Source organism: Arthrobacter sp. NPDC058288, assembly GCF_042880995.1.
Classification (GTDB): Bacteria; Actinomycetota; Actinomycetes; order Actinomycetales; family Micrococcaceae; genus Arthrobacter.
This window is the reverse complement of the sequence record NZ_JBHVYH010000002.1, coordinates 20,165-40,766: the sequence shown is the minus strand read 5'-3', so window position 1 is coordinate 40,766 and position 20,602 is coordinate 20,165. Positions and strand designations below refer to the sequence as shown.

The following is a 20,602-nucleotide window of genomic DNA, read 5'->3' as shown; positions in this document are numbered from 1 at the left end:
CATGACCAACCTGAACGCCATCGACCCGGCCGCCGTTGCCGAGGAAGCACGGATCGAGAACGACGACGTCGTGATCGCCAAGTCCGCGATCATCCTGCGGCGCTTCCTGCGCAACAAGACAGCCGTGGCCGGCCTGGTCATCTTCCTCGCCCTTACGGTCTTCTCCTTTGTGGGAGGTTTATTGTCCCCCTGGGACAAGGAAACTATCGACCCCTTCAATATCGGCATGCCGCCGTCCGCGGAGCACCTGCTGGGCACGTCCCAGGCCGGTATCGACCTCTACGCCCTGATGGTGGAAGGCACCCGGATCTCCATCCTCATCGGCCTGGTGGTCGGCCTGATCTCGGTGCTGATCGCCGCAGTCTACGGCTGCACCATGGCGTATTTTGGCGGCAAAGTGGACAAGGTCATGCTCTTCGTCCTGGAGGCCCTCATTATGATGCCGGCCCTGCTGGTCGTGGCGGTGGCCACCAGCGGCGGAGGCAACGGCCTGCGGGAGAACCTGCCCAGCTGGCTCCTGCTGATCATCGTGCTCCTTGTCTTCAGCTGGATGGGCACAGCACGCCTGATCCGTTCCCTCTCGATGTCGCTGATGCAGCGGGACTTCGTCAAGGCAGCCCAGTACATGGGCATTCCCGCCCGCAGGATCGTCTGGCGGCACCTGGTCCCGAACATCGGTTCCCTCCTGGTCCTGGACGTCACCCGCGGCGTGACCGGCGCCATCCTGGCCGAAGTTGCCTTCTCGTTCATCGGCATCGGCATCAAGGTCCCGGACGTGAGCCTGGGTGTCCTGATCAACCAGGCAACCTCCCAGGTCCAGACGTTCCCGTGGATGTTCTGGGTTCCGCTCGTGGTGATGTTCCTGCTGACGGGTTCGCTGGCCATGATGAATGACGGCCTGCGCGATGCGTTCGACCCCAGCTCCAGCTCAGTTGGCAGCGCCAAGAAGGGCAAGACATCCAAGACCTTAGCGAAGAAGAGCAAATGAGCAGCGAAACCACCGCCAGCAGGGAAATGATCGCCGAGCGCCTGCACGTCGCGGGGCTGCACGCCCCGGGTGATGCCCCGGCGGACGCCGTCCTGTCCGTCCGGGACCTGAACGTGCGGTTCAATTCGGAGAACGGCGTGGTTCACGCGGTGCGCGGCGTCGATTTCGATCTCCGGCCCGGCAAGACGCTCGGCATCGTGGGTGAGTCCGGCTCGGGGAAGTCCGTGACCTCCCTGGCCATCATGGGCCTGCTCCCGGCGACGGCCGAGGTCACCGGCTCGGTGCGGTTGAACGGCAAGGAACTGCTGGGCCTCAGTGACAAGGCCATGTGCCGGTTCCGCGGCAACGACATCGCGATGGTCTTCCAGGACCCGCTCTCTTCCTTGACCCCCGTGTACACGGTGGGGCACCAGATCATCGAGGCGCTGACGGTCCACCACCCGAAGATGAGCAAACAGGCCAAGGAGGCCCGCGCCGTCGAACTTCTCGGCATGGTGGGCATCCCCAGCCCGAAGGACCGCCTGAAGGCGTTCCCGCACGAGTTTTCCGGCGGCATGCGCCAGCGCGTCATGATCGCCATCGCAATTGCCAACAACCCGCGGGTGCTCATCGCGGATGAGCCGACGACGGCGCTGGACGTCACTATCCAGGCGCAGGTTCTGGAGGTGCTGCACACCGCGCAGGAGGAGACCGGCGCCGCCGTCGTGATGATCACGCACGATCTAGGCGTGGTGGCCGGCATGGCGGACGACATCATGGTGATGTACGCCGGAAAGCCGGTGGAGACCGGCAGCGTGGATGACATCTACTACAGCCCGCGGATGCCCTACACCATGGGCCTGCTCGGCGCAGTGCCCCGCGTGGACGTGGCGGAGAAGTCCTCGCTGGTGCCCATCGAGGGAATTCCGCCCAACCTGATCCACACCCCCACAGGGTGTTCCTTCGCGCCGCGGTGCCCGCTGGTGAGTGACGCCTGCCTGAAGGGCGAACCCGAGCTGTGGCCGGTCAGCGGCCCGCGGTCCGCCGCGAAGGGCCTGCCCGGCAGCGGAGCCCACAAGGCGGCCTGCATCAAGACGGACTCGCTGGGCGCCGAAGTGGATGTCCACGAGATCTTCCAGGCCCCGGCGGTTCCGGTCTCCCGCTTCGATGCTGTTCCGCGGCTGGAGCGCAGGACGGTCCTGGAATTGAGGGATGTACGGAAGCACTTCCCGCTGCTGAAGGGTTCACTCATCAAACGGCGGATCGGCACGGTGAAGGCCGTGGACGGGCTGAGCTTCGATATCCGCGAAGGCGAATGCTTCTCAATCGTGGGCGAGTCAGGCTGCGGGAAGACCACTACCTTGTTGGAAATCATGGAGTTCCACAAGGACCAGGACGGCGAGGTGACGATCGGCGGTCTGAGCAACAAGGCGGCCTCCGATGCCCGGACCAAGACCGCCATGCGCAAGGAACTCCAGATGGTGTTCCAGGATCCCACCGGGGCGCTGGATCCGCGATTCACGGTCTTTGAGGTCCTGGCGGAACCGCTCGAAAATGCCGGGATGGCCAAGCCCGCGATCCGGAAACGCATCATGGAACTGATGGAGCTGGTGGGCCTCCAGCCGGACCACGTCAACCGGTTCCCCAACCAGTTCTCCGGCGGCCAGCGGCAGCGCATCGGCATTGCCCGCGCGCTCGCAGTCAACCCCAAGCTGGTGGTCCTCGACGAACCCGTGTCCGCGCTGGATGTGTCCGTGCAGGCGGGTGTCATCAACCTGTTGGATAAGCTGCGCGCAGAACTCGGCCTGAGCTACCTCATGGTGGCGCACGATCTCTCCGTGGTGCGCCACATCTCCAACCGCGTGGCGGTGATGTACCTGGGCAAGATCGTGGAAATCGGCGAGGTCGACAGCGTCTTCGACAACCCGCGCCACCCCTACACCAGGGCACTTCTGTCCGCGATTCCGGTGCCGGACCCGCAGCTGGAACGGACCCGCGAACGCATCATCCTCCAGGGGGACCTCCCCTCGCCGCTCGATGCGCCCAAGGGCTGCAACTTCGCCACCCGCTGCCCGGTGTTTGCTGCGCTTCCTGCTGCAAAGCAGGAAAAATGCCTCACGCTTGAGCCGCCGCTGGAACCGGTCGCTTCTCCGCAGACCGCCCCGGCGCCGGGCCAAGACGCCGGCCGGCCGGCGCCGGATCAGCAGTTCGCCTGCTTCTTCCCCGACGGCGAAATCGACGCGGACATGCTTGTTGTCCACGAAAACCCATGACCTGCCCGATCCCCAAAGCACCAACTCTCGCACCAAAAAATGAAGGGAAAACCATGAAGAATCTGACCAAGATTGGCGGGGTGGCCGCCGTAACGGCAGCGCTCGCGCTCACCGGCTGTGGCGGAGGCGGAACCTCCTCGGGCCCCGACGCAGGCAAAGGCCAGGAAGCCGGCAGCGACCTCACCAAGCTGATCAGCATCAACGCCAAGGATGCCAAGGACCTGGAACCCGGCGGCACCGTGACGCTTCCGCTGGGCAACATCGGTCCGGACTTCAACGGCTTCTCCAACAACGGCAACAGCGCGGACAACACCGCACTGCACCGCCCCATCGACCAGGCCGGCACGTGGGGCTGCTGGAACTTCGACTTCGACGGCACGGCGACTCCGAACAAGGACTTCTGCGAGGACGTCAAGAGCGAAGTCAAGGACGGCAAGCAGACCATCACCATCAAGGTGAACGAGAAAGCCGCGTACAACGACGGCACGCCGATCGACGTCAAGGCCTTCCAGAACACCTGGAACATGCTCAAGGGCGAAAACAAGGACATCGACATCGTCAGCTCCGGCGCCTACGAGTTCGTTGACTCCGTCAAGGCCGGCTCCAGTGACAAGGAAGTGGTGGTCACCACCACCCAGCCCGTCTACCCGCTGGATGCCCTCTTCACCGGCCTCATCCACCCGGCCGTGAACACCCCGGAAATCTTCAACACCGGCTTCACCGGCGACATGCACCCGGAGTGGATGGCAGGACCCTTCAAGCTGGACAAGTACGACAGCGCCGCCAAGACAGTCACCCTGGCCCAGAACGACAAATGGTGGGGCACCAAGCCCGTCCTCGACAAGGTGGTGTTCCGCCAGCTGGAGAGCAGCGCTGCGATCGCCGCCTTCAAGAACGGCGAGATCGACGGCGTTTCCGCGAACACCATCACCCCGTACAAGCAGCTGGACGGCACCAAGGATTCCGAGATCCGCCGCGGCCAGCGCCTGTTTGCCGGCGGCCTGAACCTCAACGCCCAGAAGGCGCCCATGACCGACGTCGCCATCCGCAAGGCCATCTTCACCGCCGTGGACCGCGAAGCCCTGCGCAAGGTCCGCTTCAACGGGCTGAACTGGGAAGAAACCAGCTCCGGCTCCATGATGCTGCTGCCGTTCTCCAAGTACTACCAGGACAACTACCCGGCCACGGAATCCGGTGCAGAGGCAGCCAAGAAGGTGCTGACCGATGCCGGCTACAAGCCCAATGCCGCGGGCATCATGGAGAAGGACGGCGTTCCGGCCGCCTTCAAGATCAGCAACTTCGGAGACGACCCCACCACCCTGGCATTCGTGCAGACCCTGCAAAAGCAGCTCCAGGCCGGCGGCATGGACGTGGGAATCGACCAGCGCGCTTCCGCCGACTTCGGCAAGGTGCTGGGCAGCCGCGACTTCTTCCTGAGCGTCTCCGGCTACACGGTCGGCGCCGACGCAACGGACGCCGTCAAGCAGTTCTACGACTCCAAGACGAATGAGAACGAGCTGGGCGACGCCGAGCTGGATGCCGAAATTAAGAAGCTCAGCAGCATCGAGGACAACGCCGAGCGCAACAAGGCAGCCATGGAAGTTGAAAAGAAGCACATGGCCAAGTACTTCTCCATGGGCGTCGTGATGAACGGACCGCAGATCTCGTTCGTCCGCACCGGCCTTGCCAACTACGGTCCCTCCCTGTTCAAGAGCCTGTCCCAGGTTCCGGACTGGACCACGCTCGGCTGGGAAAAGAAGTAACAGCAGCGGCTTCGCTGAAACGCCAGGCCGGCACCCCGTGAACTCTTCGCACGGGGTGCCGGCCTTCGCCGTCCCCGCATCTCCCCTCCAGGGGTAGCGTTGGTTCCATGACCACAGAAGCAACTCCGGGCACCGGCCAGGGCAGGCCCGCGATCCGGACGGCGGTGGCAGGCTTCGGACTGTCCGGCCGCGTGTTCCACGCCCCGTTGATCGCCGCCAACCCGGCCTACTCCCTGGACGTCATTGCAACGTCCGACGCCGGGAGGCGGGCCGACGCGTCCGGCAGCTACCCTGCCGCGCGGCTCGCGGACACTCCGGCAGACGTTTTCGCGCTCGCCGGCGACCTCGACCTGCTGGTCCTGGGGACACCGCCGGCTACGCACTATCCGCTGGCGAAGGCCGCGCTGGAGGCGGGGCTCGACGTCGTCGTTGACAAGCCTTTTGCGGTGCGAAGCGCCGAAGGGCAGGAACTTCTGGAGCTTGCCGCCCGGCTGGGCCGGGTGCTGACTGTCTTCCAGAACCGCCGCTGGGACGGCGACTACCTCACTGTCAAGGGTTTGCTGGACGGCGGGGTTCTGGGCGACGTGACCAGGTTCGAGTCCCGGTTTGAGCGCTGGTCCCCGGAAGTCTCCAAGGCGTGGAAAGCGGACGCCACGGCGGACGACGGCGGCGGGGTGCTTTTCGACCTCGGGACGCACCTCATCGACCAGTCCCTGCAACTGTTCGGGCCCGCCACAGTGACGCATGCGGAGCTTAGCGCCCGGAGGCCGGGCGAGAAGACCGACGACGATGTCTTCCTCGCCCTGCAGCATGAGTCCGGTGTGGTCAGCCACCTCTGGATGAACATGCTTTGCGCCCAGCAGGGACCCCGCTACCGGTTGCTGGGCTCACAGGGCGGTTTTACGAAGCACGGCGTCGACCCGCAGGAGCCTTATATCGTGGCCGGCGGAGGGCCTCTGGACGAGGATTATGGTGTCGAGGACGCCGAATGGGCCGGGCTCCTGGGCCGCGACGGACACCTGGACCGGCTGACTACCGAGCGGGGAGCGTACCCGGAGTTCTACCGGATCCTGGCGGACAAGATCAACGACGGCGGCGCCACCTCGCCGCTGCCCCTCCCGGTAGACCCGGCAGGGCCGATCGAGGTCCTCAAACTAATTGAAAAAGCACGGGAACTGGCGACGCATCACCCCGTTAACGCCTGAACGGCAGCCATCCAGAAAGCGTGCGTCAAAGCGACGAAGGAGCAGCACGCGTTGGATGACTGCCGTTCAGACGGCAACCCGTAGGTTACGCGGAGACCAGTTCGTGCCAGTCAGCTACGAGCGGCAGGTTGTGCGCTTCGGAGACGGAGTGGTGCGCCACGTGGCCGGCGGCGATGTTGAGGCCGGCTGCGAGGGCGGGGTCCTTCTCGAACGCGGCCTTCACGCCCAGGTTGGCCAGGGCCACGCCGTACCGCAGCGTCACGTTGGTCAGGGCGTAGGTGGACGTGTTCGGGACCGCGCCGGGCATGTTGGCCACGCAGTAGAAGATCGTGTTGTGGACCTTGTACGTGGGTTCCTGGTGCGTGGTGGGGTGGGTGTCCTCGAAGCAGCCACCCTGGTCCACGGCGATGTCCACGAGCACGGAGCCGGGCTTCATCCGGGAAACGAGCTCGTTGGTGACCAGCTTGGGGGCCTTGGCGCCCGGGATCAGCACGGAGCCGATGACCAGGTCCGCGTCAACCACGGACTTTTCGATTTCGTACTTGTTGGACGCGACGGTCTTCAGCCGGCCCTGGTACTGGGCGTCGAGTTCGCGCAGGCGGTTGATGTTGATGTCCAGGATGGTGACGTCCGCGCCAAGGCCCAGGGCCATGGCTGCGGCGTTGGTGCCGGCCACGCCGGCGCCGAGGACGACGACCTTGGCCGGACGGACGCCCGGGACGCCGCCTAGGAGGACACCCTTGCCGCCGGCCGGGGCCATCAGGGAGGTGGCGCCGACCTGGACGGACAGGCGGCCCGCAACCTCTGACATGGGGGCCAGCAGGGGCAGGGTGCGGCCTTCCTGGACGGTTTCGTAGGCGATCGCGGTGACGCCGGAGTTGATGAGCTCGCGGGTCAGTTCCGGCTCGGCGGCCAGGTGCAGGTAAGTGAAGAGGATCAGGCCCTTGCGGAAGCGGTGGTATTCCGCAGCGATGGGTTCCTTGACCTTCATGACCATGTCGGCGCGGGCCCAGACGTCATCGGCTTCGGTGACGATCTCGGCGCCGGCGATGGCGTATTCCTCGTCCGTGATGCCGGAGCCCAGGCCTGCGCCGCGCTCCACCAGGACGGTGTGGCCGTGGGTGCGGAATTCGTGGACCCCGGCGGCGGTGATGGCCACGCGGAATTCGTTGTTCTTGATCTCTTTGGGGACGCCGATGATCATTTCTTGGGCTCCATTGTTGGTGGCCTTTGTGGGCCGGACGTGCGGGGAGTCTGGTACTTCCAGAATAAATCCGTGTGTGAGGTAGCTGACAGGATCGCGGCAGGCGGGCGGGCGGCCTTCCGCTTATTTCCGGGCTTTTCGGAATTGTCGGCTAGACATCTGTCGAGCCGCGAAGCGTCAGGTGTCGCCTGCTGTCCGTTCACGTTCCGGCGGCGGCGGGCAGTAAGGTGGCAACCATGCACCAGCAGGACGTGGAACAGCTCGTGGAGCAGGTAGCCGTAAAGCTCGGCCGTGGATTGTCGCTCGAGGACCTCGACGGCGTCCTGCTCGCCTACAGCTCCAACCAGTCCCACGCGGACCGGGTCCGGGTGAACTTCCTGCTCAGCAAACGCGTGCCGGCGGATGTGAAGGCGTGGCAGCTATCGCACGGCATCGCGACGGCGGTGCGTCCCGTCGTCGTACCCGCCAACGAGGATCTTGGCATGCTCGGACGCGTCTGCGTCCCGCTGCTGGTCCGCGGTTTCCGCGTCGGCTACCTGTGGGTGCAGCAGGACATTGACGACCAAAGCGCGACGGCGATCCTCACCCAGCTGCCCGGCGTCCGGGACGAACTCGAGCTTCTGTCCGGGCTGCTCCTGGAGTCGAACACGGCCGAATCGGAGTTCCGCCGCCGCAGGGAGCAGGAGTTCCTGAGTGCCTGCCGCGGCGAAGCCAATGCCGTTGCCGCCGTGGCCGGCTGGAAGGAAGTGCAGGGCCGCGGCCCGTGGCAGCTCGTCACGGTGCTCGACGCGGATGGCTGGGCCGAGGGATCCGACCCCATCGCCTCAACCCTGATCCACCGGTCCTCGGCCCTGCAGGCGACCATCGGGGTGGACGCGGCGCTCTTCAGTGCCGGCACGGAAACCCACGCCGTGGTCCTGTTCCGGGAATCCACCGGGCGTGCAGCGCATGCGCAGGTCCTGGTCCACTACCAGCTGGAACTTGCCAAGCGGTCCGGGCGGCCGGTGCACCGGATCATCCTCGGAACCAGCGAAGGCTTCGCCAAGCCGCGCCAACTGGCAGACGCCTACCGGCAGTCCAGGCAGGCCGCGCAGGCCGCCGCCGTGGATCCCCAGCTGGGCGAACTGGTGGATTGCCGGGCCACCGGTGTTTACCAATTGCTGGCCTCCGCCGGTGGCGGCGCCGGTGCCTGGGCCGATGCCGGATCCGTCTACTGGCGCATCCTGGAAGACCACGACCGGAACGGTGAGCTCCTGCCCGTACTGGAACTCCTGTACGACAATGACGGTTCAGTGCAGGACGTCGCCACGAGGCTGCATCTGCACCGGAGCAGTATCTACAACCGGCTGGGCCGCATCCGGCAGGTCCTCGGCGTGGATCCGCTGAAGGGCATGGTCCGGCTGGAACTCCATGCGGCGCTCAAGGCACGCCGCTGGGCAGGGCGGCCGAGGATCTAGCGCGCTCTTACTCCCCGAAGACCTTCCGGGTCAGGAATTCGTTGCGGAATTTGTGCTCCGGATCCATCCGTTCGGCAAGGTCCTTGAAGTCGGAAAAGCGCGGGTACAGGGCGGCCACGGCATCGGCGCCGGCATGGAACAGCTTGCCCCAGTGCGGCCGGGCGTTGAATGGCGCCAGGGCCTCCTCCATGACGGGGAGCACCTTCTCCACCTCGTCCTGCCGCTGCTTCCAGGTGAAATGGAACCCCACCGAATCCTGGCCGTAAGCGGTGCTCAGCCAGAGCTTGTCCGCCGCCACGGTGCGGATTTCGGAGACAAGCAACAGCGGGGTGATGCGGTCCGAGAGGGCGCGGAGCTCCCCGATGGCGGCCACAGCGTGTTCGCGGCGGACGAAGAACTCGCTCTGCAGTTCCTCACCGCTGCTGGGTGTGAAGGCCATGCGGAAGTGGGCCAGCCGCTCGGACCAGGGCCCCGGAACCCCGAGTTGTTCGGTGCAGTTTTCAGCCGAGACCCCGGGCAGGGGGTGCCGGGCTCGGACGGCGCGTGTGCCGCCGAAGAACATTCCGGCGGCGAAGGCCTCGCCGGCCAGGGACGCCGCCGGGCCGGCGCCGGGTGCGGCCGGCCCGGACACGCGGCTCTTGAGCCAGGCCTGCGCGACGGCGTCCCCGCTCCAGTCCGTAAACAGGCTGACGCTGTAAGCGCTGGAGGTGGCGGCGTCGAAATTTCCCAGGACCGTTTCCCAGGGAAGGACTTCAAAGACGTCCTGCCGCACCGTGAAGGTTGGTTCGATGTCCAGCGTCACCTTGGTGACGATGCCCAGGGCGCCAAGGCCGACGACGGCGCCGTCAAAGTCGGGCGAGCTGCCGCGGTTGAGGTGGTGGACGCTTCCGTCCGCTGCCACGATTTCCAGCGCGGCGACGGACGTTGCCAGGTTGCCGTTGGCATCGCCGGAGCCGTGTGTTGCGGTTGCGATGGCGCCGGCCACGGAGATGTGCGGGAGGGAGGCCAGGTTGGGCAGCGCGTAACCGTCCGATTCCAGCTTTTCCGCCAGGGTTCCGTAGCGGGTTCCGCCGGAGACCGTGACGGTGCGCGTGGCGGCATCGATGCGGATGCCGGGATCCAGGTCTTCGAGCGAGACCAGCGATCCCGGGGAGTCGGCGATGGCATTGAACGAGTGCCGGGACCCCAGGGCGCGGATATTCGAGGCGCCGGCCACCACCTCCTGGACTTCTTCGAGGGTCCGCGGGCGGTGGATTGAAGCGGCCGTATAGCGGTAATTTCCGGCCCAGTTCAATTCCGGAGCGGAGCTTCCGGCTCCCGTGCCGCCGCTAATACCGGGCAGTTCGCTGACAGTGCGCATTGCATCCCTTTCGCGCCGGACCATCGGGGCCATCGGCAGACTGTTACCGCTAACAAGTTTGGTGAGCCGCTGCGCCCCGTGTCAACGGCCGTCCAAGGTTCAGCTGCGTCAGCGGTCCTCGATCGGCGTGCGGGACTGGCTTTGCTCGAGGAGGCGGACAGCGGCTTCACGCCGGCGGCGGGCGAGGTGGCTCTCCAAGCCTTTGGAGACGGCAACAAAAGCCACGCAACTGGCCATAAAAGCGGCAGTGTTGTTCAGGCCCATGGCTGTTCCGAGGGCGGCAGTCAGCAGCATGGCGGCGAACCCCGCCACAATGTGCCACCCTCTGAACTTACCCACAAATAAAGGGTAACCCCGGCCTTTGCGGCGTTCCGGCGGTAAGCGGGGATCGTTGCTTGATCCTTATCACTGCTTCACAAATTGCATCCGGCGCTACATCAAAGCGGCGCGCCGTTGCTGCCCGCCGCCTTGGTCTTCTTCTGCGTTTCCAGCCATTCCATGATGGCCGCCAGCCGGATCCGCCGGTGCGTGCCGCGGTACTCCACCGGAATTTCGCCGCGGTCCGTCATATTGCGGAGGTACGTGTGCGAAATGCCGGCGAGGTCAGCGGCCTGGGACGTGGTCAGCATTTCCTCGACGCTGCTGACAGTCACCGCTTCGCCACGGCTGAAGCGGCTCAGGAGGTCCACGACGGCGTCGCGCGCCTGGGGCGGCAGCCGGTGGACCGTGCCGTCCACAAACACGGTGATGTCGTGGCTGCCGTTGAGGGCGTGCTTCAGTTTCAGGGCTTCATCGCCGGGAAGCCCGGCGGTCACGCGGGGAGCAATCAGTGCCATGCGGAAAGCCTAGCGCCCCCTGCGCGACCCGGCCGGTATCGATGATCCAGTACCGATGCCGCTATACGGCGTCGAGGTCCGTCTCCAGGAGCGTGACCAGCGCATCCAGCGCCTGGTCGGCGCCGTCGCCGTCGGCCCGCAGCACCACTACGTCTCCCTTCGCGGCGCCCAGCGTCATCAGCGAAAGGATGCTGGCGGCGTCGAGGGCTTCCTCCGCAGGCTCGCCCTGCATGGAAATGGTGACGTCAACGCCGGCATTGCCGGCCGCCTCGGCGAACAGCGCGGCCGGGCGGGCGTGGAGGCCGGAGCGGCTTGCGATGGTTGCGGTACGTTCGGGCATTGCTTCTCCTGACGGGATTCGGTGGGCGGCTGTTAAAGGCCGAGTTCGGTGAGCACGGGCAGCTTTTCGCGCACCCAGGCGCGGGCTTCCGTTGCACTGGGTGCGGAAAGCGCCAGCTTGGCCAGCTGCTGCGCCTCGGCCAGCGTGACGGTCTTGAGTACAGCGGCTACCGCCGCCAGGGACCGTGCGGTCATGGACAGTGTGGAAACTCCAAGGCCGGTCAGCACGACGGCGAGGGCCGGGTCAGCCGCAGCCTCGCCGCAGACACCCACGGGTTTGTTGTGGCCCTCGGCGCGCGAGCCCTCAACGGTGAGGCCGACGAGGCGCAGTACGGCGGGCTGCCACGGAGTGTTCAGCGCGGCCAGCGGGCCGAGCTGCCGGTCGGCCGCCATGGCGTACTGCGTGAGGTCGTTCGTGCCGAGGCTGGCGAAGCCCACCTCGCGCAGGATGGCTTCGGCGGTCAGTGCGGCAGAGGGGACCTCCACCATCACGCCGGGTGTCTTGATCCCGGCGTCGGCGCACATGGAGGCAAAGCGCGCGGCCTCTTCCGCCGTGGAGATCATCGGGGCCATGACCCACACGTCAGCTTCGGACTGCTTCTCGGCCAGGGCGATGGCTTCCAGCTGGCGGTCCAGGACGCCGGGCGTGGTGAAATCCGTGCGGTAGCCGCGGACGCCCAGGGCGGGGTTCGGCTCGGTGGAGTCGGTCAGGAACGGCAGCGGCTTGTCGGCGCCGGCATCGAGCGTCCGCAGCACCACCTTCTTACCCGGGAAGGCATCAAAAACGCTCTTGTAGGCCGCGGCCTGTTCCTCCACGGAGGGCTCGGTGTCCCGTTCCAGGAAGCAGAATTCGGTGCGGAAGAGTCCAACGCCCTGCGCGCCCAGTTTCGCGGCCGCTTCCGCATCCTTGCCGCCGCCAACGTTGGCGAGGAGGGGCACGAGGTGGCCGTCCGCCGTCGCGCCCGTTCCGCTGAACTCGGCCAGGAGGGAAGCAGTGGCTGCCCATGCTTCCGCTGCGGTACGCAGCGATCCGTCGGGCTCGGCCGTAATGCTGCCGGCCGCGCCGTCCACATAAACTTCCGTGCCGTCCGGGAGTTCGTCCACCCCGACCGCCGCCACCACGGCCGGCAGGCCGAGGGAGCGGGCGATGATTGCGGTGTGGGACTGGGGGCCGCCGCCGGCGGTGATGAGTGCGAGGACCTTGTTCGGGTCCAGGGTTGCGGTGTCGGCGGGCGCCAGGTCCTCGGCTACCAGGACGAACGGCGTGTTGGAGGCAGGGATGCCCGGCGCGGGCACGCCGCGCAGCTCGGCGACGATGCGCGCGCGCACATCCAGGACGTCTGTTGCACGTTCGGCCATGTAGCCGCCCAGGTTGTGCAGCATCTCCGAGACGGAGGAGCCGGACTCCCAGATGGCGCGCTCACTCGAGACGCCGCGGGCAACGAGCTTGGCGGCACCCTTGATGAGCATGGTGTCCTTGGCCATGAGTGCCGTGGCTTCCAGGACTGCCTTGCCGTCACCCGTGGCGTGAGCGGCCCGGGCCTTCAGTTCGTCGTGCACGGCCTGGGAGGCCGCCTTGAGGGCGGCTGTCGCGTCCTCGGCCGTGACGCCGGCGGGCAACTGTTCGCCTGCCGGCGGCTCACTGATGGGCTTGGGCATTTGGCGGATGGTGCCGATGATCCGGCCGGGGCTGACGCCTACTCCTTGGAATTTCTGCACTGAAGGTCCTCGTTCTCTGCCGTAAGCAGGCCCCGCCATTCGTTGCCCGGGCGATTGCCCGGACCGTCGCGACGGCTACGTCCGACGGCTTTTGCGGTGCCTGAAAAAATTGTATGTGATGCACTTCATATAGCGTTGCTATAGGTGCTAGGGTAGCGGTTATGAGTTTCGATGGCCAGCTTCCGCCCAAAGTTCGGTTGCTGCGTGCAGCCGCCGAACTGCTGGCCAACTCCGGGGGCGCGGCCGTTTCCACCCGCCAGATCACCCAGCTGGCAGGGGTCTCCGCTCCCACCCTCTATCACCACTTCGGTGACAAGGAAGGGCTGTTCGACGCCGTCGTCGCGGCGGGGTTTGAAGAGTACGTGGCGGGCGAACGCGACTTTGCGCCGTCCGGACACCCGCTGGAAGACATCCGGCGGATGTGGGACAACCACGTCCAGTTCGGGCTGAACCAGCCGGAACTGTACTTGGTCATGTTTGGCAACATTCGTCCTGAGAGCCGTCCGGCCATCGTCGCTGATGCCGAGGCCCTCATGGAGGAAATGCTGAACAAAGCTGCCGTGGCAGGTCAGCTAAACGTCCAACCGCGGGAAGCGGCCAGGAGCATTCTGGCGGCGAATGTGGGAGTGACGCTCATGCTGATCGCGGAGCCTGCTGCTGAACGCAACCTTGAATTGTCCACCATGACCCGCGACGCCATGATTTTTGCGGTGTCCGCGGAGCAGGCCAGCGGCGCCGGACCGGATACTTCCGGGAAGTCATCAGTGGTGGTGGCGGCAATCGCCTTGAATGCCGCGCTCCAGGCGTCGCACTCGGACCAGCTCTCCAGCTCAGAACTCAAGCTCTTTCTCGAATGGCTCCACCGGATCTCCACCAGTTCCACCAGCTAAGTCGTCGAAAATATCGGACCATCCTGCGGTGCAGCAGGAATCACGGTTAGGAAATCACATGGCAACAGAGGCAGTTGCAAAACCCCGCACCAGCCTGCGGGTTGGCGTCCAGAAATTCGGGACGTTCCTGTCCGGAATGATCATGCCCAACATTGGCGCCTTCATCGCCTGGGGCATCGTCACGGCCTTCTTCATTCCGGCGGGCTTCACTCCCAATGAGGAACTGGCCAAGCTCGTTGGCCCGATGATCACCTACCTGCTTCCGCTTCTCATCGGCTACACCGGCGGCCGCATGGTCCACGGCGTCCGCGGCGGCGTTGTTGGCGCTGCCGCGACCATGGGTGTGATCGTCGGTACGGACATCCCCATGTTCATCGGCGCCATGATCATGGGCCCGCTGACCGCATGGATCATGAAGAAGCTGGACAAGGTCTGGGAAGGCCGGGTCAAGCCGGGCTTTGAGATGTTGATCGACAACTTCACCGCAGGCATCGTGGCAGCGGCCCTGGCCATCTTCGGCATGCTGGTGATCGGTCCGGTGGTGAAGGCCTTCAGTAACGGCGCCAGCGCCGTCGTCGAATTCCTGGTCACCAACGGGCTGCTGCCGTTCACCAGCATCTTCATCGAGCCGGCCAAGGTGCTGTTCCTGAACAATGCCGTCAACCATGGCATCCTCACGCCGCTGGGGACGGAGCAGGCGCTCGCCAACGGCAAGTCCATCCTGTTCCTGCTCGAGGCCAACCCCGGCCCGGGCGTGGGCATCCTGCTTGCCTACATGATTTTCGGCAAGGGCCTGGCCAAGGCGTCAGCCCCCGGCGCCGCCCTGATCCAGTTCGTCGGCGGCATCCACGAAATCTACTTCCCCTTCGTGCTGATGAAGCCCATCATCATCCTGGCCGCAATCGGCGGCGGCATGACCGGCATCTTCACGCTGGTGCTCACCGGCGCCGGCCTGCGCTCCCCGGCAGCTCCGGGCAGCATCATCGCCGTCTTCGCTGCGACCGCCAGCGACAGCTACTTCGGGGTTGCACTGTCCGTGCTGCTCGCCGCCACAGTGTCCTTCCTCATCGCTTCCGTGATCCTGAAGGCCAGCAAGACTCCCGTCGGTGAAACCGAGGAGGACAGCCTGGGCGCCGCCACCTCCCGGATGGAAGCCATGAAGGGCAAGAAGAGCTCCATCTCCTCGACCCTGACCGGTGCGGGGGCAACCACCGCCGTGATGGCAGGACCCATCAAGAACATCGTGTTTGCCTGCGACGCCGGCATGGGCTCGAGTGCCATGGGCGCCTCGGTGCTGCGGAACAAGATCAAGGCGGCCGGCTTCCCAGACGTCAAGGTCACCAACTCCGCGATTGCCAACCTGAGCGACACCTACGACGTGGTCATCACCCACCAGGACCTGACCGAACGGGCCAAGCCGGCTACAGCCAGCGCCGTGCACGTATCCGTGGACAACTTCATGAACAGCCCCAGGTACGACGAGATCGTGGAGCTGGTCAAGAGCAGCAACACCGAAGGAACGGCTGACGCAGCTGCTCCCGCTGCGGCGCCGGTGGCAACCGCCGCCCCGGCAGCTGCTGAAGCCGCAACGCCGTCGGACATCTTGGTGGCTGACAGCGTTGTCCTCAACGGCACGGCAACCACCCGCGACGCCGCCATCGACGAAGCGGGCCGGCTGCTGCTGGACCGCGGTGCCGTGGACAGCGGCTACATCGATGCCATGCACGAACGCGAGGAATCCGTGTCGACGTACATGGGCAGCTTCCTGGCCATTCCGCACGGCACCAACGCCGCCAAGGACCACATCATGAAGTCCGCCGTGTCCGTGATCCGTTACCCGAACGGCATTGACTGGAACGGCAAGGAGGTTAAGTTCGTGGTGGGCGTCGCCGGCATCAACAACGAGCACCTGCAGATCCTGTCCTCCATCGCGAAGGTCTTCACCAACAAAGCCCAGGTGGCACAGCTCGAGGCAGCCACCACGGTTGATGAAGTGCTGGAACTGTTCGGGAAGGTCAACGCATAGTGAAGGCTGTCCATTTTGGAGCCGGGAACATCGGCCGAGGCTTTGTGGGCCTGCTGCTGCACCAGGCAGGCTACGAGCTCGTGTTTGCCGACGTCGCGGAGGAGCTGATCTCACAGCTCGCCGCCGCGGACAGCTATGACGTCCACGAGGTGGGGGACAACCCCACGGTCCGGACGGTTGACAACTTCCGGGCGCTCAACTCCGCGACCCAGGAAGCGGACGTTGTGGCGGAAATCGCGACGGCCGACGTCGTCACCACCGCGGTGGGGCCGCACATCCTGAAGTTCGTGGCTCCCGTGATTGCCAAGGGCATCGCCGCGAGGGCTGCCGGGCTGGCCCCGCTGCAGGTCATGGCGTGTGAGAACGCCATCAACGCCACGGACATCCTGCGGGACGAAGTGGCGGCGCAGTGGGACCCCGCTACCGGACCGCTCGAGGCCGCGGCGGTGTTCGCCAACACGGCCGTGGACCGGATCGTGCCCAACCAGGAGCCGGGCAAGGGCCTGGATGTCACGGTGGAGACGTTCTACGAGTGGGTCATCGACCGCACGCCCTTCGGGGAGAATGTGCCGGTCATCCCGGGCGCCACGTTTGTGGACAACCTGGAGCCCTACATCGAACGGAAGCTGTTCACCGTGAACACCGGGCACGCCTCGGCTGCGTACTTCGGGTTCGAAGCGGGGCTCGGCAAGATCTCCGAGGCCATGGCCGACCAGGATGTCGCCGCGGATGTGCGCGCCGTCCTGGACGAGACCAAGGAGCTGCTGATCCACAAGCACGGTTTCAACCGCGAGGAGCAGGAAGCCTACGTGGAGAAGATCCTGGGCCGCTTCACCAACCCGCACCTTCCGGACACCGTGAACCGGGTGGGCAGGGCTCCGCTGCGCAAGCTCAGCCGGCACGAGCGGTTCATCGGCCCGGCAGCGGAACTTGCCGAACGCGGAATCGTTCCCGAGGCGCTGCTGGGTGCCATTGCTGCTGCCCTGCGCTTCAACGATCCCGCCGACGCCGAGGCAGCTGAGCTGGCGCAGATCGTGGCATCGTCCACGGCCGCTGAGGCCACGGAAAAGGTGACTGGCCTGACACCCGGGCATCCGCTCTTCGCAGCCGTCGAGTCGCTGGTGGAAGAGGTCAAGGCGGAGGTCAAGGCTTAGGGCTGTCCCGCTTTTGCCTCGCAGACGCTTCCTCACCCCGCCTGGCCGGGTGGGGGAGCGTCTGTGCTTTTGACGCAGGTAGTGAGACAGCTTCCGATTGATTTTTAGGTACCCTAACTGTTAGGGTACCTAACTATGAACAATGTTCAGTCGACGCCTGCCCCGCTGCAGACCCTCGCCCAGGATTTCCGGGAAGCGCTCCGCCACAGCGTCTACCTGGTCCGCCGCCTCGACGCGGAAGGCGAGCTCAGCGCCGCACAGCTCAGCACACTCAAAATGCTCCTCGGCGACGGCGTCCGGGTCGGCGAAATAGCGAGGAACCTGGGCGTCCGGGTGCCCAGTGCCACCGAGCAGATCATCAAGCTCGAGAAGGCCGGCCTCGTGCGCCGCGACCCCGATCCGGACGATTCGCGCGCTGTGCGGGTTGTGCTGACCGCGGAAGGCCGTGCCGCCGTCGACTCCGCCAATGAGCGGCGCAATGCCGTCATGGCCGGAATCCTCGAAACCCTCACCGATGATGACCGGCAGGCCCTCGCCGCCGCGCTCCCGGTGATCGAAAAGATCAATGGAACCCTTCACAACTAATACCCACGACTGAGGAGTGCCCTTCATGGAAGGCCAGCTCGCCGCCACGCGGCCAGCAGTAGAAGAAACCCTGGAAGCCGAGAAGGCCTCCTTGCTCAAGCAGCCCAAGGCGGTGTGGGCCACGGCCCTCGCCGCGGTGTTCGCGTTCATGGGCATCGGCCTGGTGGATCCGATCCTCCCGGCGATTGCCAAGAACCTGGACGCCACCCCAAGCCAGGTGTCGCTGCTGTTCACGAGCTATTTCCTGGTCACGGCGGTGGCCATGCTGGTCACCGGCTTTGTGTCGTCCCGCATCGGCGGCAAGAAGACCCTGCTGATCGGACTGGCGGTGATCGTGGTCTTCGCCTCGCTGTCCGGAATGTCGGGCAGCGTGGGTGAACTGATCGGCTTCCGCGCCGGGTGGGGCCTGGGCAACGCGCTCTTTGTAGCCACCGCCCTTGCCGTCATTGTGGGCGTCGCCAGCGGAGGCGCCGGAACGGCGATCATCCTTTATGAGGCGGCACTGGGCCTGGGCATCTCCCTCGGCCCGCTCCTGGGTGCCCTGCTGGGCGGCTGGCAGTGGCGGGCACCGTTCTTCGGCACCGCTGTGCTCATGGCAGCGGCCTTTATCGCCCTCATCGCGCTGCTCCCCACCACCCCGCTGCCGGAGCGGAAGGTCAGGCTCCGCGACCCGCTGCTCGCCTTGGGCCACAAGGGGCTGCGGACGACGGCGGCCAGCGGCCTGTTCTACAACTACGGTTTCTTCACCATCCTGGCTTTCACGCCGTTCATCCTCGGCATGGACGCTTACGGCATCGGCGGCGTGTTTTTCGGCTGGGGCGTGGCGGTCGCGGTCTTCTCGGTCTTTGTGGCGCCCGCGCTGCAGAACCGTTTCGGCGCCACCAAGGTGCTCACCGGGACCCTGGCGGTCCTGATGCTGGACCTGGCCGGGCTGGGGCTGGCCGCCGGGCACTCGGTTCCCGCCGTCGTCGTACTGGTGGTGGTTTCAGGTGCGCTGCTGGGCATCAACAACACGGTGTACACGGAACTGGCCATGGGCGTCTCCGACTCGCCGCGGCCGGTGGCGTCAGCCGGCTACAACTTCGTGCGCTGGATGGGCGGCGCCCTGGCACCGTTCGCGGCCGCCCAGCTGGGTGAGCACTTCGGCCCGCAGGTTCCGTTCTTCGCCGGCGCCCTGGCCATGGTGGTTGCCATCGCGATTGCCTTCGGCGGACGCCGCTACCTGGCGGCCCACGAACCCCACGTGGTCTAGGCGGAACCGCCGGCCGGCGGACCCGGCCCGGACAACAGATAAGGCCCATGTTCTTCATCAACATGGGCCTTATCTGTACGCTCGCGCGGAGCCGGAAACCTAGACCTTGACGGTGCCCTTTGGCACGAACAGCGTTTCCGCCTGCTCCAGGGACATGCCGTTGGTCTCCGGCACCTTGAACATCACGAAGAAGAACGACGCCGCCGCGAACAGCGCGTACATGGCGTACGTCAGCGGCAGCGAACCTGCCGCCATCACGGGGAAGCTCAGGGTGATGGCGAAGTTGGCGATCCACTGGGCAGCCGCGGCGAGGCCCAGGGCGCGGGCGCGGATCCGGGACGGGAAGATCTCACCCAGCAGCACCCACACCAGCGGGCCCCACGAGGCGCCGAAGCTGACCACGAAGACGTTCGCAGCCACGAGGGCAACCGGGCCCCAGGCGCCGGGCAGCGAAATCTGTTCGCCGGATCCCGTAGCCGAGGCGAAGGCCAGGGCCATGGCCCCCAGCGAAACAGCCATGCCCACAGAGCCGGCCAGCAGGATGGGGCGCCGGCCGATGCGGTCCACCAGTGCGATGGCCACGAGGGTGACCAGGATGTTGGTGACGGACGTGGCCACCGAAATGGTGAGCGAGTCCTTCTCCTGGAAGCCGACGGCCTTCCACAGGGTGGTGGAGTAGTAGAAGATCACGTTGATGCCCACGAACTGCTGCAGCACTGACAGCGTGATGCCGATCCACACCACGGCCTGCAGGCCGAAGACTTTCCCGCGGAGCGATCCCTTCTGGCCGGCAAGCTTGTCTTCCTCGATGGCGGTCTGGATTTCGCGGATGTGGCGGTCGGTGTCCTCTGACGGGGCGATGGTCTGGAACACCTTGCGTGCCTCGTCCTCCTTGCCCTTGAAAACCAGGAAGCGCGGGGATTCGGGCAGGGTGTAGGCGATCCAGCCATATACGACGGCCGGCACGGCACCGGCGAGGAACATCCACCGCCAGGCCTCAAGTCCGAGCCAAAGCGGCTGGTCCGCGCCGCCTGCCGAGTTGGCGAACAGCGCGTCGGAGAGGAGGGCGGCGAAGATACCCGTGGTGATGGCAAGCTGCTGCAGAGAAGCGAGCCGGCCGCGGACGTGCCGCGGCGAGATCTCCGAGATGTATGCCGGGGCAATGACGGAGGCCAGGCCAATGCCGAGGCCGCCCACCAGGCGCCAGAAGATCAGGTCCCAGACGCCGAACGCGAAGCCGGTGCCGGCGGCACTCACCAGGAACAGGATGGCGCCGAGCTTCATGGCGGGGATGCGTCCGTACTTGTCGGCCACCTTGCCCGCCAGGAAGGCGCCGGCGGCGCAGCCCAGGAGGGCGACGGCCACGGCGAAGCCGGTGACGGCCTCGCTCAAGGCAAATTCGCCCTTGATGGCGTCCACCGCGCCGTTGACAACGGAGGAATCAAAGCCGAAGAGGAACCCGCCCACCGCTCCCGCGATTGCGAGGCCGATCACCTTGCGGGGAACGCCAGGGCGGCCTTCGGTGCTGGATGTGGACATGGATCTCCCTTGGGATTTTGATGCGTTGGGTTT

General features: G+C 65.8%; 17 protein-coding genes. 10 read left to right on the top strand and 7 right to left on the bottom strand.

From position 1 onward, the window contains the following. Nucleotide 1 precedes the first annotated feature (1 nt). The 4 genes from ACFVWT_RS08920 (at nucleotide 2) to ACFVWT_RS08905 (ending at nucleotide 6,208) form a co-directional block, all read left to right on the top strand. Complete coding sequence (locus tag ACFVWT_RS08920; protein ID WP_390247220.1) at nucleotides 2-988, top strand: ABC transporter permease; 987 nt, start codon at nucleotides 2-4, stop codon at nucleotides 986-988. After that, complete coding sequence (locus ACFVWT_RS08915) at nucleotides 985-3,240, top strand: dipeptide ABC transporter ATP-binding protein (protein WP_390247218.1); 2,256 nt, start codon at nucleotides 985-987, stop codon at nucleotides 3,238-3,240. Before ACFVWT_RS08920 ends, ACFVWT_RS08915 begins: the two co-directional genes overlap by 4 nt. A gap of 53 nt (nucleotides 3,241-3,293) precedes the next feature. Continuing rightward, nucleotides 3,294-5,003, top strand: coding sequence for an ABC transporter family substrate-binding protein (locus ACFVWT_RS08910; RefSeq protein ID WP_390247216.1), 1,710 nt, complete (start codon nucleotides 3,294-3,296; stop codon nucleotides 5,001-5,003). 107 nt (nucleotides 5,004-5,110) lie between these two features. Next, nucleotides 5,111-6,208 carry a Gfo/Idh/MocA family oxidoreductase gene (locus ACFVWT_RS08905; protein ID WP_390247214.1) on the top strand — a complete coding sequence of 366 codons (1,098 nt, stop codon included), beginning with the start codon at nucleotides 5,111-5,113 and terminating at the stop codon, nucleotides 6,206-6,208. A gap of 85 nt (nucleotides 6,209-6,293) precedes the next feature. Here ACFVWT_RS08905 and ald read toward each other — a convergent pair whose 3' ends face one another. Beyond that, nucleotides 6,294-7,412 (bottom strand): alanine dehydrogenase, encoded by a 1,119-nt coding sequence (gene ald / locus ACFVWT_RS08900; RefSeq protein ID WP_209741927.1) that lies wholly within the window; start codon nucleotides 7,410-7,412, stop codon nucleotides 6,294-6,296. A 236-nt stretch (nucleotides 7,413-7,648) separates the two neighbouring features. Here ald and ACFVWT_RS08895 point away from each other — a divergent pair, with 236 nt between their 5' ends. After that, a complete protein-coding gene (locus tag ACFVWT_RS08895; RefSeq protein WP_209741928.1) occupies nucleotides 7,649-8,869 on the top strand; it encodes a PucR family transcriptional regulator in 1,221 nt (406 codons plus the stop codon). Nucleotides 8,870-8,876: 7 nt separating this feature from the next. Here ACFVWT_RS08895 and ACFVWT_RS08890 read toward each other — a convergent pair whose 3' ends face one another. The 5 genes from ACFVWT_RS08890 to ptsP form a co-directional block, all read right to left on the bottom strand. Further along, nucleotides 8,877-10,229 carry an FAD-binding protein gene (locus ACFVWT_RS08890; RefSeq protein WP_390247212.1) on the bottom strand — a complete coding sequence of 451 codons (1,353 nt, stop codon included), beginning with the start codon at nucleotides 10,227-10,229 and terminating at the stop codon, nucleotides 8,877-8,879. Nucleotides 10,230-10,337: 108 nt separating this feature from the next. Next, complete coding sequence (locus ACFVWT_RS08885) at nucleotides 10,338-10,568, bottom strand: hypothetical protein (RefSeq protein WP_390247210.1); 231 nt, start codon at nucleotides 10,566-10,568, stop codon at nucleotides 10,338-10,340. 98 nt (nucleotides 10,569-10,666) lie between these two features. Then, nucleotides 10,667-11,065 (bottom strand): helix-turn-helix domain-containing protein, encoded by a 399-nt coding sequence (locus ACFVWT_RS08880; RefSeq protein WP_390247208.1) that lies wholly within the window; start codon nucleotides 11,063-11,065, stop codon nucleotides 10,667-10,669. A gap of 61 nt (nucleotides 11,066-11,126) precedes the next feature. After that, nucleotides 11,127-11,405, bottom strand: coding sequence for an HPr family phosphocarrier protein (locus tag ACFVWT_RS08875; RefSeq protein WP_209741930.1), 279 nt, complete (start codon nucleotides 11,403-11,405; stop codon nucleotides 11,127-11,129). 32 nt (nucleotides 11,406-11,437) lie between these two features. Then, a complete protein-coding gene (ptsP, locus tag ACFVWT_RS08870; RefSeq protein WP_390247205.1) occupies nucleotides 11,438-13,123 on the bottom strand; it encodes a phosphoenolpyruvate--protein phosphotransferase in 1,686 nt (561 codons plus the stop codon). Nucleotides 13,124-13,284: 161 nt separating this feature from the next. Here ptsP and ACFVWT_RS08865 point away from each other — a divergent pair, with 161 nt between their 5' ends. The 5 genes from ACFVWT_RS08865 to ACFVWT_RS08845 all read left to right on the top strand — a co-directional run bounded on the left by ACFVWT_RS08865 (nucleotide 13,285) and on the right by ACFVWT_RS08845 (nucleotide 19,030). Then, nucleotides 13,285-14,013 (top strand): TetR/AcrR family transcriptional regulator, encoded by a 729-nt coding sequence (locus tag ACFVWT_RS08865; RefSeq protein WP_390247203.1) that lies wholly within the window; start codon nucleotides 13,285-13,287, stop codon nucleotides 14,011-14,013. 58 nt (nucleotides 14,014-14,071) lie between these two features. Then, nucleotides 14,072-16,039: a PTS mannitol transporter subunit IICBA gene (locus ACFVWT_RS08860; protein ID WP_390247201.1), complete on the top strand. Its 1,968-nt coding sequence runs from the start codon at nucleotides 14,072-14,074 to the stop codon at nucleotides 16,037-16,039. Further along, on the top strand, nucleotides 16,039-17,193 hold the full coding sequence (locus tag ACFVWT_RS08855) for a mannitol-1-phosphate 5-dehydrogenase (protein WP_390247199.1): 1,155 nt from the start codon (nucleotides 16,039-16,041) through the stop codon (nucleotides 17,191-17,193). Before ACFVWT_RS08860 ends, ACFVWT_RS08855 begins: the two co-directional genes overlap by 1 nt. Before the next feature lie 135 nt (nucleotides 17,194-17,328). Beyond that, nucleotides 17,329-17,778: a MarR family winged helix-turn-helix transcriptional regulator gene (locus ACFVWT_RS08850; protein WP_390247197.1), complete on the top strand. Its 450-nt coding sequence runs from the start codon at nucleotides 17,329-17,331 to the stop codon at nucleotides 17,776-17,778. A gap of 25 nt (nucleotides 17,779-17,803) precedes the next feature. Beyond that, complete coding sequence (locus tag ACFVWT_RS08845; protein ID WP_209741935.1) at nucleotides 17,804-19,030, top strand: MFS transporter; 1,227 nt, start codon at nucleotides 17,804-17,806, stop codon at nucleotides 19,028-19,030. Between the two features lie 99 nt (nucleotides 19,031-19,129). Here ACFVWT_RS08845 and ACFVWT_RS08840 read toward each other — a convergent pair whose 3' ends face one another. Beyond that, entirely contained in the window at nucleotides 19,130-20,569 is a 1,440-nt protein-coding gene (locus ACFVWT_RS08840; protein ID WP_390247195.1) for a sugar porter family MFS transporter, read from the bottom strand. Between the last annotated feature and the right edge of the window lie 33 nt (nucleotides 20,570-20,602).

Coding starts and splice junctions, on each gene's coding strand:
- ACFVWT_RS08920 (WP_390247220.1), top strand. CDS start 2: ATGACCAACCTGAACGCCATCGACCCGGCCGCCGTTGCCGAGGAAGCA.
- ACFVWT_RS08915 (WP_390247218.1), top strand. CDS start 985: ATGAGCAGCGAAACCACCGCCAGCAGGGAAATGATCGCCGAGCGCCTG.
- ACFVWT_RS08910 (WP_390247216.1), top strand. CDS start 3,294: ATGAAGAATCTGACCAAGATTGGCGGGGTGGCCGCCGTAACGGCAGCG.
- ACFVWT_RS08905 (WP_390247214.1), top strand. CDS start 5,111: ATGACCACAGAAGCAACTCCGGGCACCGGCCAGGGCAGGCCCGCGATC.
- ald (WP_209741927.1), bottom strand. CDS start 7,412: ATGATCATCGGCGTCCCCAAAGAGATCAAGAACAACGAATTCCGCGTG.
- ACFVWT_RS08895 (WP_209741928.1), top strand. CDS start 7,649: ATGCACCAGCAGGACGTGGAACAGCTCGTGGAGCAGGTAGCCGTAAAG.
- ACFVWT_RS08890 (WP_390247212.1), bottom strand. CDS start 10,229: ATGCGCACTGTCAGCGAACTGCCCGGTATTAGCGGCGGCACGGGAGCC.
- ACFVWT_RS08880 (WP_390247208.1), bottom strand. CDS start 11,065: ATGGCACTGATTGCTCCCCGCGTGACCGCCGGGCTTCCCGGCGATGAA.
- ACFVWT_RS08875 (WP_209741930.1), bottom strand. CDS start 11,405: ATGCCCGAACGTACCGCAACCATCGCAAGCCGCTCCGGCCTCCACGCC.
- ACFVWT_RS08865 (WP_390247203.1), top strand. CDS start 13,285: ATGAGTTTCGATGGCCAGCTTCCGCCCAAAGTTCGGTTGCTGCGTGCA.
- ACFVWT_RS08860 (WP_390247201.1), top strand. CDS start 14,072: ATGGCAACAGAGGCAGTTGCAAAACCCCGCACCAGCCTGCGGGTTGGC.
- ACFVWT_RS08850 (WP_390247197.1), top strand. CDS start 17,329: ATGAACAATGTTCAGTCGACGCCTGCCCCGCTGCAGACCCTCGCCCAG.
- ACFVWT_RS08845 (WP_209741935.1), top strand. CDS start 17,804: ATGGAAGGCCAGCTCGCCGCCACGCGGCCAGCAGTAGAAGAAACCCTG.
- ACFVWT_RS08840 (WP_390247195.1), bottom strand. CDS start 20,569: ATGTCCACATCCAGCACCGAAGGCCGCCCTGGCGTTCCCCGCAAGGTG.